This is a genomic window from Tanticharoenia sakaeratensis NBRC 103193 (genome assembly GCF_000963885.1).
Classification (GTDB): Bacteria; Pseudomonadota; Alphaproteobacteria; order Acetobacterales; family Acetobacteraceae; genus Tanticharoenia; species Tanticharoenia sakaeratensis.
The window spans coordinates 1-14,522 of record NZ_BALE01000057.1 but is presented as its reverse complement, the minus strand read 5'-3'; the positions used below and the strand labels follow the sequence as shown (position 1 = coordinate 14,522).

14 protein-coding genes are annotated in these 14,522 nt (G+C 61.7%); 6 read left to right on the top strand and 8 right to left on the bottom strand.

The genetic code is table 11. The features are described 5' to 3' along the window. Positions 1-268 precede the first annotated feature (268 nt). Positions 269-985, bottom strand: a complete 717-nt coding sequence (locus B8446_RS15290) for a DUF2726 domain-containing protein (RefSeq protein WP_199484140.1) — start codon at positions 983-985, stop codon at positions 269-271. A 137-nt stretch (positions 986-1,122) separates the two neighbouring features. Between B8446_RS15290 and B8446_RS15285 the strand changes: the two genes are divergently transcribed. The 5 genes from B8446_RS15285 (at position 1,123) to B8446_RS15265 (ending at position 5,177) form a co-directional block, all read left to right on the top strand. Further along, positions 1,123-1,329 (top strand): hypothetical protein, encoded by a 207-nt coding sequence (locus tag B8446_RS15285; protein ID WP_148506044.1) that lies wholly within the window; start codon positions 1,123-1,125, stop codon positions 1,327-1,329. 100 nt (positions 1,330-1,429) lie between these two features. Then, positions 1,430-1,753, top strand: a complete 324-nt coding sequence (locus B8446_RS15280) for a type II toxin-antitoxin system HigB family toxin (RefSeq protein ID WP_048851140.1) — start codon at positions 1,430-1,432, stop codon at positions 1,751-1,753. Further along, positions 1,743-2,123, top strand: coding sequence for a helix-turn-helix domain-containing protein (locus B8446_RS15275; RefSeq protein WP_048851139.1), 381 nt, complete (start codon positions 1,743-1,745; stop codon positions 2,121-2,123). The genes B8446_RS15280 and B8446_RS15275 overlap by 11 nt, the downstream gene beginning before the upstream one ends. A gap of 14 nt (positions 2,124-2,137) precedes the next feature. Beyond that, positions 2,138-3,835, top strand: coding sequence for a recombinase family protein (locus B8446_RS15270; protein WP_048851138.1), 1,698 nt, complete (start codon positions 2,138-2,140; stop codon positions 3,833-3,835). Between the two features lie 184 nt (positions 3,836-4,019). Beyond that, complete coding sequence (locus B8446_RS15265) at positions 4,020-5,177, top strand: site-specific integrase (RefSeq protein ID WP_048851137.1); 1,158 nt, start codon at positions 4,020-4,022, stop codon at positions 5,175-5,177. Between the two features lie 248 nt (positions 5,178-5,425). Here B8446_RS15265 and B8446_RS15260 read toward each other — a convergent pair whose 3' ends face one another. The 7 genes from B8446_RS15260 to B8446_RS15230 all read right to left on the bottom strand — a co-directional run bounded on the left by B8446_RS15260 (position 5,426) and on the right by B8446_RS15230 (position 14,106). Further along, positions 5,426-7,216, bottom strand: coding sequence for an NAD-dependent malic enzyme (locus B8446_RS15260; protein WP_048851135.1), 1,791 nt, complete (start codon positions 7,214-7,216; stop codon positions 5,426-5,428). Between the two features lie 249 nt (positions 7,217-7,465). Next, positions 7,466-8,926 (bottom strand): class II fumarate hydratase, encoded by a 1,461-nt coding sequence (gene fumC / locus B8446_RS15255; protein ID WP_048851133.1) that lies wholly within the window; start codon positions 8,924-8,926, stop codon positions 7,466-7,468. 14 nt (positions 8,927-8,940) lie between these two features. After that, positions 8,941-10,434: a malate dehydrogenase (quinone) gene (mqo, locus tag B8446_RS15250; protein WP_048851131.1), complete on the bottom strand. Its 1,494-nt coding sequence runs from the start codon at positions 10,432-10,434 to the stop codon at positions 8,941-8,943. 20 nt (positions 10,435-10,454) lie between these two features. After that, the gene (locus tag B8446_RS15245; protein ID WP_199484139.1) at positions 10,455-10,853 is read right to left on the bottom strand and encodes a cupin domain-containing protein; all 399 of its coding nucleotides are present in this window, start codon (positions 10,851-10,853) and stop codon (positions 10,455-10,457) included. A 185-nt stretch (positions 10,854-11,038) separates the two neighbouring features. Continuing rightward, positions 11,039-11,647, bottom strand: a complete 609-nt coding sequence (fixJ, locus tag B8446_RS15240) for a response regulator FixJ (protein ID WP_048851129.1) — start codon at positions 11,645-11,647, stop codon at positions 11,039-11,041. Next, the gene (locus B8446_RS15235; protein WP_053053926.1) at positions 11,644-13,104 is read right to left on the bottom strand and encodes a sensor histidine kinase; all 1,461 of its coding nucleotides are present in this window, start codon (positions 13,102-13,104) and stop codon (positions 11,644-11,646) included. Before B8446_RS15235 ends, fixJ begins: the two co-directional genes overlap by 4 nt. Positions 13,105-13,203: 99 nt before the next feature. Then, positions 13,204-14,106, bottom strand: a complete 903-nt coding sequence (locus B8446_RS15230; protein WP_048851127.1) for an SDR family oxidoreductase — start codon at positions 14,104-14,106, stop codon at positions 13,204-13,206. Between B8446_RS15230 and B8446_RS15225 the strand changes: the two genes are divergently transcribed. Beyond that, positions 14,081-14,522: winged helix-turn-helix transcriptional regulator (locus B8446_RS15225; RefSeq protein WP_241767825.1), on the top strand; the 442-nt coding region annotated here is incomplete at its 3' end. The two genes, B8446_RS15230 and B8446_RS15225, sit on opposite strands and share 26 nt — an antisense overlap.

The window sequence follows — 14,522 nt, the reverse complement described above, 5'->3', positions numbered from 1 at the left end:
GACCCTAACTTAAATCCGTGGGCATGTTCGGGGCAGGGTCACCGTGTTGGTGTTGCCGGTCATGGTCTTTGCCCTTTGTTCCGCGAGGAACAGCCCCCGCTGTTCCTCTGCCTCGCGGCGAGCAGCGGGGTAGCAACGGCAAGGGCGACCGATGGGGAGGGGGATCGCCAGATCTGCACGGAGCGCAGCGCAGGAAGATCGGGGACACCCCATCGGGCGGCGTCAGCCTGCTCTGACGCGCACCCTTGCCGGCGCGAGGGCGGAGCCCTTAGCCTGTTTTTACCCTGAGAGCCGCCCCAGCAGCTTCGGAAATGGCAGCCATGATTTGGAGCCTGGCCATCTTTTCGGGAATTTCGAGCAGCGGGATACCCGCCTTCTGCAAAGCCAGACGTTTCACTGCCATGCGGTCATCAGCATCGCCGGACAGGTCGTGGCCTGTGCCATTATATTCGATCACCAATACTGGCAGCCCATAGCGATCAATCAGCAGGAAATCGACACGCTTGCCGCTATAGGAACTGAAAGCCTGCTTCTGACGCGGATCTTCCGGGTCGTAAGTCGTTCTGATGAACCCACCCATCGAGACTTCGAAGGCGAAACGCCAGTCGGGCTGATACGTCCTGATCCACTCGTCGAGCGCGTAGAGCACCTGCACAGCCTCTTTATTGACGGGACGGACGGCCCGCAGACTGCACTGACTGATGAAATGTAGCTGATTCTGCGTGTTGGACAGATCATTGTCCTGAAAATACTGCCGTCGACGCTCTGCGTCCTTCTCCTGGTCGGCGGCCTGTGTTTCCAGTGTGGAAATCCGACGACGCAACGACGAAAGCTCTGTATCGCGTCCCGCGATCTGACGATCCAGACTCTGAAGTCGCGTGTTCCTCTCGGCTATCTGCTGCCCGGCCTGTGCCAGGTCGGCCGTCGCGCGCCGACCTCGGATATAGAATCCAAGGGCGTATCCAATCGCCAGAAGAATGATCATTTTTTCCACAACCGATAAGCCTCCCTTTTCTGCGCGATCACCGCCGATTACCGCACGGACCGCCGCATGGTCTTCTCAAATCCCCTTGTCCTGTCCTTCATCGTTCCTGTCGCCCCATGACCGGGAAGGTGGACAGGATGGCACGCAAACCCGACAGGATCAGGATCGAGGTGTTCGGCCCCGCCGAGGCGGAAACGGCTGAAGACGCGTTCCGCCCGTCCGATGACGCCATCCAGTCCCTCGCCCGCCTGATCGGCCGGCAGATGGCCCGCGAGCAGTTCGAGCGTGCCCGCGCTCTGGAGCGGAAACAGGCCCGGCAGAACCGATCCAGTCCCATGCGGTAGCCTCCCTCCCCGGCTGTGTGTTCCCCGGCGAACGACCCTTCGTCGGGCAATCGTGTATTTTCCTTGTGACCATTATGGTCCCATGATATAAGGTCGGTCAATGAGGATCATCGCCCGTCGCACGCTGAGAGAATTCGTCGACAGTCTGGCGGGCCAGAAGGACCAGCCGGCCGTGAAGGCGGCGCTGGACGCCTGGTTCGCCGAAGTCGGCAGGGCTGCGTGGACGAGCACTGCCGATGTGAAGCGGCTCTATGCGACGGCCAGCATCGTCAGCGCCGAGCGGATCGTCTTCAACATCAAGGGCAATGCCTATCGGCTGGTCGTGGCGGTCGATTTCGAGAAAAGCATCGTCTGGATCAAATGGATCGGCACGCACAAGGCCTATGACAGGATCGACGTGACGGAGGTGGAACATGACGGCTGACCTGAAACCCATCCGCAACGAGGGGGATTATGATGCAGCGCTGGAAGAAGTCGGACGCCTGTGGGGTGCGAAGAGCGGCACGCCAGACGGCGACCGTCTGGACGTGCTGGCGACCCTGATCGACGCCTATGAAGCGAAGCACCATCCGATCGACCCACCAGATCCGGTCGAGGCCATCCGCTTCCGTATGGAGCAGCAGGGCCTGAGCCGTAAAGATCTGGAGCCGATGATCGGCCCACGCAACCGTGTGGCCGACGTGCTGAACCGCAAGCGCGGCCTGTCGATCGACATGATCCGCCAGTTACATGACGGGCTCGGCATCTCGGCCGAGGTGCTGATCCGGCCCAGCCGGATGGACAAGGTCGCCTGATAGGAAACACCGCCATGACCCGCGTCGCCCTGTATGCCCGCTATTCCTCCGACAACCAGCGTGAGGCGTCGATCGAGGATCAGTTCCGTATCTGCCGCGAACACGCAAAGCGCGAGAAATGGAAGGTCATTGGTGCTTACAAGGACGCCGGTATCTCCGGCGCCAGCATGATCCTACGTCCCGGCATCCAGACCCTGTTGCAGGATGCCCAGGCCGGACGGTTCGACATCGTGCTGGCCGAAGCGCTGGACCGCATCTCGCGCGACCAGGCTGACGTCGCCACCCTGTTCAAGCACCTGAAATTCGCCGACGTGCCGATCGTCACCCTGGTGGAAGGCGAAATCAGCGAACTGCATGTGGGCCTCAAGGGCACGATGAACGCCCTCTTCCTCAAAGACCTCGCCGCCAAGACCCATCGCGGCCTGCGCGGGCGGGTCGAGGACGGCAAGTCCGGCGGCGGCTTATGCTATGGCTATCGCGTCGTCCGCCAGTTCGACGCCAAAGGCGAACAGATCCGGGGCGATCGCGAGATCGACGCCCATCAGTCAGAAATCATCCGCCGCATCTTCCGCGACTTCGCCGCCGGCATCGGCCCTCGCGCCATTGCCAAGGCCCTGAGCGATCAGGGTATCGCCGGCCCCGAGGGCAAGCTGTGGAGCGACACCACCATCAGGGGCCATGTGAAGCGCGGCACCGGCATCATCAACAACGAACTGTATATCGGTCGGCTGGTGTGGAACCGGCAGCGCTATGTGAAAGACCCGTCCACCGGCAAGCGCGTCTCACGCCTGAACCCGGAATCAGAGTGGGTTATCACAGACGTGCCCGATCTGCGGATCATCGATGACGCGCTATGGCAGACGACAAAGGCCCGTCAGAGCGTGATTGCCGAGAAATACGTCAACGTCACCGAGGCTGTTCGCGCTCACCACAAGCGCAACCGGCTCAACGGCACACGTCGCCCGAAATCCCTGCTGTCGGGTCTACTGTTCTGCGGTCTATGCGGCGGCCCTTACGCCCTGCGAGGCTCCGGCCGTTTCGCCTGCTCCAGCCATGTGACGAATGGCTCCTGCACCAACAGTCGGACAATCCCCCGCCCCGACCTGGAACGTCGCGTGCTCTCCGGTCTGAAGGACCGGATGATGGTGCCGGAGATCGCAGCCGAGGCGATGCATGCCTATGCTGAGGAGACCAACCGGCTCAACCGCGAGCGCCGGTCAAACGCCGATGTCTGGCAGGTGGAACAGGTGAAGGTCGAGAAACAGATCCGGAGCATCATCGAGGCCATCAAGGAGGGCATGTTCCATCCCAGCATGAAAGCCGAAATGGATACGCTCGAAGCCCGCAAGGCCGAACTGGCATCCCTGCTGTCCCACATTCCCGACGATGTGCCGGACCTGCTGCCGAGTGCCTCGGCGATCTATGCCCGCAAAGTCGGCCGTCTGACCGACGCCCTCAACCGTCCCGAGGAACGGCTAGAAGCCGCCGAGGCGCTGCGGGCGCTGATCGAGAAGGTCGTGCTCACTCCCGGTCCGAACCGGGGCGAGATCGACGCGATGCTGTATGGAGAACTGGGCACGATCCTTACCTGGATCGAGCGGCAAGCCATTGGAAAGGCTAAAAACACGAACACTCCCGGAGCTTTGCTCACGGGAGTGTCGGTATCAGTGGTTGCGGGGGCAGGATTTGAACCTGCGGCCTTCAGGTTATGAGTTAGATTTTTCGGCTTACGAAGATATTCGCTAGACCACGCCAATACTCGTCGGTCTACGACAAATCATTGTTTTTGATTGCTTATATTCATCCTCAGAGCAATCATGCCTACGTCAGGCTACGCCCGGACACGATCCCATTTGTTTCCTGTGTGTTTCCTGCGTTTCCTGTGAGGAGAAGAGGATGGCCCGCATCTCAAAGCGCGTGGTGATGGCAGCGCAGCCCACCGAGAAGGATTATTTTGTCTGGGACGACGCCGTCCCAGCCTTCGCCATCCGCGTCTGGCCGTCGGGCCGAAAGGTCTATGTACTGCACTACCGGGCAGGCGGACGCATGCGTCGCTACACTATCGGCCAGCACGGCCCCTGGACGGCCGACGCCGCGCGTGAGGAAGCCATTAAGACCCTCGCCCGCGTGCATCATGGTGAGAATCCGGCGGACGAGCGGCAGGAGGAGCGCAAGGTTCCGACCGTCAGGCAGTTCGGCAAGGCGTTCATGGAACGCCATGTCGAGGTCCATCTGAAACCCACGACACAGGCAGAGTATCGCCGATCGATCGACCTCTTCATCGTGCCGAAGCTGGGCACCAGCCGGATGACCGACATCACCCGCGCCGACGTCGCAGCATTCCATCACGAGTTCCGCCATATCCCCTATCAGGCGAACCGCACGCTCGGCGTCCTGTCCAAGATGTTCAGCCTGGCGGATCTCTGGGAGGTTCGCACCGACGGCATCAACCCCTGCCGGGGCATGCGGCGCTACAAGGAGGAAAAGCGCGAACGCTTCCTGACGCAGGAGGAATATCTCCGGCTGGGGAAGGCATTCGACGAAGCAAATGACGAGCCAGAAGCCGTGAATGCGCTACGCTTGCTGGCTCTGACGGGCTGCCGACTCAGCGAGATCCAGAAGCTGAAATGGGAGCATGTCTTTTTCCCCGAACGGGAGCTTCGGCTTCCCGACAGCAAGACAGGTGCGAAAATCGTCCAGCTTGGTCAGGCGGCTGTGGATGTTCTTACGGCGATTCCACGGATCAAAGGCAATCCTTATGTCATCACCGGCCGCAAGGAAGGTGGTCATCTGACGGATGTGCAGAAACCCTGGCGGCGCGTCCGTCAAGTTGCAGGACTGGACGGTGTTCGTATCCATGACCTGCGCCATTCTTTTGCGTCCGATGCGCTGGAAATGGGCGAGGATCTGACCATGATCGGCAGAATGCTCGGCCATAGCGACATCAAGACCACCGCACGCTACGCCCATCTGAAAAAGACCTCGGTGAGGACCGCCACCGACAGGGTTTCGGGCAGGATCGCGTCGATTTTGCACTCCAGTTCGGCTCGCTAAAGGTGTTGGAGCCGTCCGTGTTGTTCCATTGAGAACGCGTTCAGAGCGTCGAGGTCGGAATGTCAGCCCACGTCAGTTAACCTGAACGCGGCGTTCTCGCAACCAGCGTTGGCCACCAACGCTGGTTGCTTGTTAAAGCACGGGAAAACAGTCAATCTGGCGCCCAGCCGTTACGTCCCCTCCCCCGACACACGACTGGCATTCCATGGGGTGGTTTTCATACCGTCGCGTATAGTTTGGACGATGTTTCAGACAGCCTCGACCGGGCTGTAGACCGGCCACCATTGCTGCTCGCGAACGGCCTCGACGATGTTGTCGGGCTTTTCCTGCGCCAGCCCTTCCTCGATCGCCTTGCGCGCCACCTGCACCGCGACGACGCTGGACGTCTCTCGTAGATCCTCATTCGACGGCAGCAGCGCGGCGCCGGGTGTCGTACCCGTCGCCTGACCGGCCACGGCCTGGGCGGCCGAGAAAATCATCGCGTCGGACACGGCTTTCGCGCGCGAGACGATGGTTCCAAAACCCAATCCCGGATAAAGTGCCGCATTGTTGGCCTGTCCGATCGTGTAGGTGACGCCCTTGTGTTCGACATCGTCGAACGGCGCGCCGGTGGCTACCAGCACCTTCCCGTCCGTCCATTCGATCAACTGCGCCGGTGTAGCCTCATGCAGTTGCGTCGGGTTCGACAGCGGCAGGATGATCGGCCGCTCCACATGAGACGCCATCTCGCGCACGATGGCCTCCGTAAACTGATGCGGCGTTGTCGAGGTTCCGATCAGGATGGTCGGATGCACGGTCTTCACGACCGTCGCAAGATCGATAATGCCGGGGCTTGCGGCAATCTTCTCGCGAAGCCCGGCCATGGCGGGCCAACGCGTCTCGGTTGCGGGTAACGGGTCACACGCCGTACGCGGATACTGCGCAACCTCCGCGCCCGGCCGCGCATAGGCCTTCTGGAAATCGAGCAGATCGTCGCCCATATCCGTTGTCAGCAGACCCGGCAGATCCACCAGCCAGATCCGCCGCACGGCGTCTTCCCTTTTGACCCCATGACGGATCATCTGATCGCGGATCTGATCGGCGATACCGACACCGGCCGTGCCGGCGCCAAAGACGACCACGCGCTGATCGGCCCATGACCCGCCGCTGCGGTCGACCGCGTTGATCAGGGAACCAAGAACGATGGCACCCGTGCCCTGCACATCGTCGTTGAAGGTCGGAACGGTGTCCCGATACCGATTCAGGATACGACGCACGTTGGTCGATCCGAAATCCTCCCAATGCAGCATGGCTTTTGGAAAGAGCTTGCGCGTCGCGGTAACGTAGGCGTCGATGAACGCATCATAGGCTGCGCCACGGACGCGACTGTGCCGGTAACCGATATAAAGCGGGTCGTTCAGAAGCTTTTCGTTGTCGGTCCCGGCATCCAGAATCACCGGAACGACGCGATGCGGATCGACACCCGCCGCCGCTGTGTAAACCGCCAGTTTTCCGATCGAGATATCGATGCCGTTGGAGCCCCAGTCGCCGATCCCCAGAATTTCCTCGGCATCGCTGGCAACCAGTAGGTCGATATCGTCGGCTCCGGCGCCGAAAGCTGCGAGCTTCTCCTCGACGCTGCCGGGATCGTCGATGCTCAGGAACACACCACGCGGCCGCGTCATCACTTCGCTGTAGTTCTCGATCGCCTCACCGACGACCGGATCGTAGACCACAGGCAGCATTTCCATCATATGGCGTTGCAGAAGCGCGTAGAACAGCGTGACGCTTTCGTCATGCAGCCGCCACATATAGATGTGCTTCGCAAGGTCCGTCGGCGCCGCCTTGTAGGCCCGATAGGCGCGCACGAGTTGCGGTTCCATGTCCGTCGTGATGACTGGTGGCAGCAGCCCGTTCAAGCCGAGCGCTGCCCGCTCCTGACGCGTGAACGCTGTCCCCTTGTTGAGCGCGGGATCGCGCAGAACGTCATACCCGCGCGCTTTTGTCGCGATTTTCCGTTCCGTTCCGAAACCTGAAATCCGGGCCTGCCTGCTGAACATTCCTGCCTCCAAATCGAAAAAGTTGTTACGTCTACACGACGTTCTGAGTGTGCGAAAAGAAGCCGGGCTACGATAGCGCCCAGGATGGACTGATAATCGATATTGCGCGGCATAGCCTTGATCCGCGTCAACTCGCCCTGATATTTATGCCGATGCTGCTTTTATCCGCGCGTTAGACATCGCACAGTCTGGGGGGACCAACCCGTCGTTCGTGAGCCGAACGGTTTTGATGTTGTCATCATTCTCTCCTCACGCACCCGCAACGCCGTCGCCGATCATGTCGTGCGGAACGATGATCCGGTCGAAATCGGCCGCGTCGATCTTGCCGGATTTCAGGGCCGCCTCGCGCAGGGTCGTGCCGTTGGCGGCCGCATCTTCGGCGATGTGGGCGGCGTTCTGATAGCCGATGACGGGCGAGAGCGCCGTGACCAGCATCAGCGAGCGATCGATGAACGAGGCGATCCGCGCGCGGTTCAGATCCGTGCCTTCGACGGAATAACTGCGAAATTTCTCCATCCCGTCGGCGAGGATAGTCGTCGAATGCAGCACGTTGTTGATGATGATCGGGCGCATGGCGTTGAGTTCGAAATTGCCCTGACTGCCCGCGAAAGCGGCGGCAGTGTCATCGCCGATCACCTGAATGGCGATCATCACGATCGCCTCGCACTGCGTGGGATTGACCTTGCCCGGCATGATCGAGGAACCGGGCTCGTTCTCCGGCAGCTTCAGTTCCCCGAAGCCGCAGCGCGGTCCCGAGGCGAGCCAGCGCATGTCGTTGGCGATCTTCATCAGCACCACCGCCAGGCCGCGCAGTGCCGCCGAGGCGCGCACCATCGCATCCAGCGACCCTTGCGCCATGAACTTGTTGGGCGCGGTGACGAAAGGCTTGCCGGTCAGATCCGCGATCTTCGCCGCGACGTGTCGCGAGAAACCTTGCGGCGCGTTCAGCCCCGTGCCGACGGCCGTGCCGCCGAGCGCCAGTTCGTAGAGCCCGTCCCGCGACCGCTCGATTTCAGCCTGGGCCGCGCGCAGCTGTGCCGCCCAGCCGGACCATTCCTGTCCCACCGAGAGGGGGACCGCATCCTCCAGATGGGTACGGCCGATCTTGACGACGTCCATCCACTGGTTCGCCTTGGCCTCGATACAGGTAGCGAGGCGGTCGAGTTCGGGCAGCAGTCGCCCATCGATCAGGTCGAGCGTTGCGATATGCATGGCAGTGGGGAAGCTGTCGTTAGACGACTGCCCCATATTGACGTCGTCGTTCGGTGCCACCGGCTGCTGGGAGCCGAGCTTGCCGCCAAGGAGCTGGATCGCCCGGTTGGACAGCACCTCGTTGATGTTCATGTTCGACTGCGTGCCCGAGCCGGTCTGCCAGACGAAAAGCGGAAAATGCGTGTCCAGAGCGCCGGATATCGCTTCGTCGGCGGCGCGCACGATGACGTCCGCCTTCCATGACGCAAGACGGCCCGCGTCTGCATTGACCATCGCGCAGGCTTTCTTCACCACACCATAGGCGCGATAGACCGCGACCGGCATGTGATCGTGGCCGATCGAGAAATGCTGGAGCGAGCGCTGGGTTTGCGCGCCCCAGTAGCGGTCTGCGGGAACTGCGACCGTCCCCATGGAGTCGAATTCCTCGCGTATGCCGGAGGCATCGATCCCCACAGGCAGATCACGCAGTTGCGGGTGCGCGGCGTTTTGTTCGGCCATGGTGTGCCCTCCTCTCAGACAGTGCGCAGGCCGAGGACCGGCGCGGTCTCGGCACGGGTGCGACGACAGGCTTCGGCATCTGTCCTGAGGTCGATGCCATAGGTTGGGATGATCGCGCGCAGCTTCGGCAGCCACGCGTCGTCCGTCAGCCGGTCGGCGAAACATTTCTCCAGCAGCGAGACGGCGATGAAGGCGGCCGTGGACGCACCGGGCGATGCACCGAGGAGGGCCACGATCGAATTGTCTGCCGATCCCAGAAGCTGGGTTCCGAATTGCAGCGTCCCGCCGCCATGGCCGTCCGGCTTGATGATCTGCACGCGCTGGCCGGCGACCGCTTCCTTCCAGTCGTCTGGATCGGCATCCGGATAGAAAGCCTGCAATGTCGCGAATTTCTGGTGCGGCGTCTGTACGACCTGACCTACGAGATATTCCTCGAGTTGGAAGGAATGCGCCGCCACGTCCAGCAAGGGGCCGAGATTGCTCATGCGGATCGACCTGAAGAGATCGAGATATGATCCCTCCTTGAGAAATTTCGTCGAGAAGCCAGCATACGGCCCGAACAGCACCGAATGCTGCCCGTCGACCACGCGCATGTCGAGATGGGGAACCGACATGGGGGGAGAACCGTGCGCGGCTTTTCCGTAGACCTTGACATGGTGGCGCTTCGCCACAGCGGGATTGTCGCAGCGTAGCCATACGCCCGAGACCGGAAAGCCGCCGTAGCCGTGCGCTTCGGGGATGCCCGATTTCTGAATCAGCGGCAGCGCCGCGCCGCCCGCGCCGACGAAAACGAAAGAGGCCGAAATCGTGCGGGTCTCGCCGCTTGCGGCATCCCGCGCCGTCACGGACCAGCGTCCGCCATCCTCGCGCGCCAGCGCCACGACCTCATGACCGTAGTGGACGGACACGCCCTCCGCCTTGCCAAGATTGCTGGCGAGCAGATGGGTCAGCGCGCCATAATCGACATCGGCTCCCGTGATCATGCGGGTGGCGGCGACCGGTTCGTCGGGCTTGCGACCCTCCATCACCAGCGGCGCCCATTGCGCGATCGTGCCTGCGTCTTCGCTATGCTCCATGCCCGCATAGCAATGATGGGCCGACATGGCGTCGTAGCGTGCCTTGAGGAAGGCGACGTCGTCGTGCCCCACGACAAAACTCAGATGCGGACAGGCGCGAATGAAAGCAGCGGGATCCGGGATCGCACCGCTGCGCACGAGATGCGCCCAGAGCTGGCGCGAGAGGTCGAACTCCACGTTCACCCCGAGCGCCTTGCTGATATCGACCGAACCGTCAGGCCGCTGCGGGGTGTAATTGAGTTCGCAGTTCGCCGCATGTCCGGTGCCGGCGTTGTTCCAGCCCTGCGAGCTTTCCTGCCCGCAATCGTCAAGCCGTTCCAGCACGACGATACGCAGGGAAGGATCGAGTTCCTTGAGCAGCGTGCCGACGGTGGCGCTCATGATTCCGGCACCGATCAGGACGATATCGGTATCCGGCAATGCGTTTGACATCACGTTCGTCTCCCCGCGCCTTACGATTTGCCGGATGCGGCAACGAAGCTAAGATCGGTGCCGTCCTCGTAGACGACATAGGCCCGACGCCACGGTTCGTCCCCGATCAGCCGCCATTTGTGGCCGCTTCCCGTATTGTCCTGCGCGATGAGGACGTCCCCCGGGCGGATGACGAACCTGGCCCCGGACTTGACCTCGAATTCGAGCGTGCCGGACAGGGTCAGGACATAACGCGGCACCGGATCCTGGTGCCAGGCGAACGAACCGCCGGACTCGGTCTCGCGAAAGGATATCTCCCTGACGCGACCCGGCTGGCCGATGAAATCGCCGCGTTCTCCTTCGGCCAGCGCGATTGAGCCCTCCTCGAATGCGGAGTTTCCGTCCTCGCCCGTCCATATCCGCACGCATCGTATCGTCATGCTGACTGTCCCCTGTTTCAGGTTCATCGCTCATGAACACGGCGCCATGGTTCAGCACCGCATTCGGATCACAGCCCGGCTTGTCTTATGGCTGCACCGCTCAAACCTGTCTGAAACAGGAAAAACGTTTCCGGTATCCGTAGAAACCCGTAGAAACTTTCCTTCAGCCTGTCGCGAACGCATGGTCAGTCGTTGGCGAGAAGCGCCATCCGGACCAGGTCGGACAGACTGCTCGCGTGCATCTTCATCATGAGATTGGCCCGGTGGATCTCGATCGTGCGCGGGCTGATACCCAGATCACGCGCGATGACCTTGTTGGCCTGCCCTTCGAGAAGACCCGCCAGGACCTGTCGCTCGCGAACGGTCAATGCCGAGATCCGGTCGCGGATGACGCCGACCGTGGCGTTCTCCGCGCGTGCCAGCTTCTCTTGCTGCAAAGCGGCATCGACAGCATTAAGGATCATCCCGTCTTCGAACGGCTTTTCGATGAAGTTCCAGGCGCCCGCCTTTATCGCCCGCACGGCAAGCGGTATGTCGGCATGTCCTGTGATCACGATGACCGGCAGCGTCGCACTGCGATTGCGGAGCCGGTCAACCAGCACCAGACCGTCTGTGCCCGGCATTCTGACATCGGTGACGACGCAACCACGATCGGTGTCATCAAGCACGCCCAGAAACGCATCGGCAGATGGATAGGTCCGCGCCGTGTGGCCTGCGGCCAGCAGCAGAAATGCCAGGGATTCGCGGACGGCTTCGTCGTCGTCGATCACGTGTACGACATGGTTTTCCTTCACACCTCGGCTCCCTCGTGATGTGCACGCGGGACGGTGAAGAAGAAACGTGTTCCCTGTGTCTCGTGTGCTTCCGCCCAGATACGCCCGCCATGGGCTTCCACGATTGTCCGGCAGATCGACAGGCCCACGCCCATACCGTTCGCCTTCGTGGTGGAGAACGGCTGGAAGAGCCGGGCCGCCATATCCGGACTCAATCCCAAGCCGGAATCGCTCACACCGATTTGGATCATATCATCGACGACATCGGCGGATACAACCAGATTGCGTTCGTCGCAGCCTTCCATCGCGTCCATCGCATTACGCATGAGGTTGAGAAGAACCTGCTGGAACTGAATGCCGTCAACAACGATCCGGTCAGCGTCGGGAGCCAGGGCAAAAGAAAGGGCGGCAACGCGCTCGGCGCCCCCGGCCAACGCCAGCGCGGCCGTTTCGTCGACAAGACGTCTCAAGCTTTCGACACGTGTGTCGCTCTCGCCCCGCGAGACAAAATCACGCAAACCCTGAATAATATGACCGGCACGAAGTGCCTGCGCCCTGGCCTTGTCCATCGCCTCCTGGATACGCGTTCCGCGTTCGTCTTCCGCACGCAGAAGTCGCCGGCCGCCGTTCAGGAAATTCGTAATGGCGGCCAGCGGCTGGTTCAATTCGTGCGCGAGCGCGGCCGCCATGGCACCCATGGCCGAAAGGCGTGAAATGCGCACGATCTCGGCCTGTAATGCTCTCAGTCGCCGATCCGCTGCCTGCCGCTCGCTTAGGTCGCGCAGGAACGCGATCCTGTAGGTTCGCCCATTCGAGCGCAACTCGCCGACAGAAAGATCGACCGGAACATCCGTGCCGTCCTGCCGTCGGACGAGCGCCTGTCGCGCCTGCGTTTCGGTTCGCCCGCCGTCCTCGAATCCCGGCATGATCATGCCAATTCCGGCGCCGATCACCTCAGCAGCACGGTGCCCGACGAGCCTTTCGGCCGCATGGCTGAACGCGAGCACTATATTCCGGTCGTCAAAAATAATGATGGCATCAGGAACTGTATCGAGCATGGCACGCAGATGCGATTCCCGATCACGTAATGCATGCGCCGTTTCCGCCTGACGCAACCGCAGATATCGCAGCCACTCGCCTCCGCAGGCGATCAGGACGCAGAGTACGGCGAACAATGTGGTCTCGACACGGTTCGCCATAGCGGTCACGCCGTCGCCCTGAAGGAGCAGACACCCCGATACCGATGCAAGGATTGCAGCGGCAAGACCGGGTCCCAAACCGCCGGCCGCGGCACCGACGATTACGCCGGGCAGGAGGAGCAAAAACAGGATCCTGTCCCCGAGAAACGGCGTAATGGACCGCCGGATGACCACGCCTGCCAGGACCAGCCCAATTGCCGCAACAAAGGCAAAGACAGACGGGGAGCCGTTCGCCTTGCCTTTGTCAAGGGACTTGGTCAGATCCCAGAAATCATTCATCGCGTATCAGCCGATCGTTTCAATAGCATGATTCGTCATTATCAGTCCGTCCGGAGCGCCCGTCTTCGTGGAATCTGGTATATGGCGGCCGAGATCCGATCAATCGTGGTGCGGTGGTGCTTCGGGTGTCCTGCTCTGAAGAAACGCCGTGATCGTCGTGTCGAACGGTGTCGTGGGGCGGCCGATCAGACGGGACAGGGTGTGACTGTCGTCGAACAATGCGTCTCTCGCCACGCCCGCATCCGTGTCGGACATGATTTTGGCAACCAGTTCCGGCAGGCCCGCCGCCAGGATCGCCGACCGGAACGATTCCGGTGTCATGTCCCGATAGGGCATCTCTTTGCCGATGGCCTGCGTGACCACCGCGGCCAGATCGCTCAGCGTAAAGGAGGCGTCACCGGCCAGTTCGTAGACCTTGCCGGCGTGGTCATCGCCCGCCAGCACGACAGCCGCGGCCGCGGCATAGTCGGCGCGCGCGGCGGAAGAGATACGTCCGTTTCCTGCCGCGCCAAGCAGCGTGCCGGCCTTCAGCGCGCCAGGAAGCCGCCACGTGTAGACTTCGGAATACCAGCCGTTGCGCAGCAGCACATAGAGGACGCCCGATTCTGCCAGCGCGGTCTCCGTGTCGCGGTGCTCCTCCGCGAGGAACAGCGGCGAGGTATCGGCATGGAGGATGCTGGTGTAGGCGATCAGACTGACGCCGGCGCTCTTGGCGGCATTAATGACGTTGCGATGCTGGAGCTTTCGTTTGCCGTTCTCACTGCTGGAGATCAGCAATAACCGGTCGACCCCGGCGAAGGCCGCCGCGAGCATCTCGGGCCGGGTGTAATCGGCGGCCCGGACCTCGATGCCTCTCTCCCGCAACGCCGTGGCGGCCCCGGCAGTGGTGTCCCGGACCCCTGCGACAATCTCATTGGCCGGCACAGTCTCGAGCAACCTGTCGATGACCAGCCTGCCAAGCTGGCCCGTAGCGCCGGTGACGAAGAGTTTTCGGGATCCCATTGTTGCTCTCCTTGAGGTTCGTATTGAACGCAAGGTAAATAAAAGAGACCACTGGAGCCGGGAAGGAGGCAGGATTTTGGGACAGGGTGAGCCGAATGTAACCGCCTCGATCGTCACTAATGCCCCCAGCCGACGAGCCCGCGGGCTTCAGGACTGGTCCTTTGACCCGCACTGTCCCGTGCGGGATGTTCTCGACCGGATCGGCGACAAGTGGTCGACGCTGATTCTGATGGCGCTCGCGGACGGCCCACAGCGGTTCAGTGCGGTAAGACGCGCGGTGCCGGACATTTCCAAGCAGATGCTGACGCAGACGTTCCGTGATCTTGAGCGTGACGGTCTGATCACGCGCACGGTGTTCCCAACCAAGCCGCCTGTCCGGCGTCAGGACCTATGGGATGAAAGTGGCGAATTGAACA

Excerpts from the sequence above, each read along its gene's own strand:
- B8446_RS15260 (WP_048851135.1), bottom strand. The coding sequence starts at position 7,216 with ATGTTCAGCAGGCAGGCCCGGATTTCAGGTTTCGGAACGGAACGGAAA.
- B8446_RS15275 (WP_048851139.1), top strand. The coding sequence starts at position 1,743 with ATGACGGCTGACCTGAAACCCATCCGCAACGAGGGGGATTATGATGCA.
- B8446_RS15235 (WP_053053926.1), bottom strand. The coding sequence starts at position 13,104 with ATGAATGATTTCTGGGATCTGACCAAGTCCCTTGACAAAGGCAAGGCG.
- fumC (WP_048851133.1), bottom strand. The coding sequence starts at position 8,926 with ATGGCCGAACAAAACGCCGCGCACCCGCAACTGCGTGATCTGCCTGTG.
- B8446_RS15290 (WP_199484140.1), bottom strand. The coding sequence starts at position 985 with ATGATCATTCTTCTGGCGATTGGATACGCCCTTGGATTCTATATCCGA.
- B8446_RS15285 (WP_148506044.1), top strand. The coding sequence starts at position 1,123 with ATGGCACGCAAACCCGACAGGATCAGGATCGAGGTGTTCGGCCCCGCC.
- B8446_RS15245 (WP_199484139.1), bottom strand. The coding sequence starts at position 10,853 with ATGACGATACGATGCGTGCGGATATGGACGGGCGAGGACGGAAACTCC.
- B8446_RS15280 (WP_048851140.1), top strand. The coding sequence starts at position 1,430 with ATGAGGATCATCGCCCGTCGCACGCTGAGAGAATTCGTCGACAGTCTG.
- mqo (WP_048851131.1), bottom strand. The coding sequence starts at position 10,434 with ATGTCAAACGCATTGCCGGATACCGATATCGTCCTGATCGGTGCCGGA.
- B8446_RS15265 (WP_048851137.1), top strand. The coding sequence starts at position 4,020 with ATGGCCCGCATCTCAAAGCGCGTGGTGATGGCAGCGCAGCCCACCGAG.
- B8446_RS15270 (WP_048851138.1), top strand. The coding sequence starts at position 2,138 with ATGACCCGCGTCGCCCTGTATGCCCGCTATTCCTCCGACAACCAGCGT.
- B8446_RS15230 (WP_048851127.1), bottom strand. The coding sequence starts at position 14,106 with ATGGGATCCCGAAAACTCTTCGTCACCGGCGCTACGGGCCAGCTTGGC.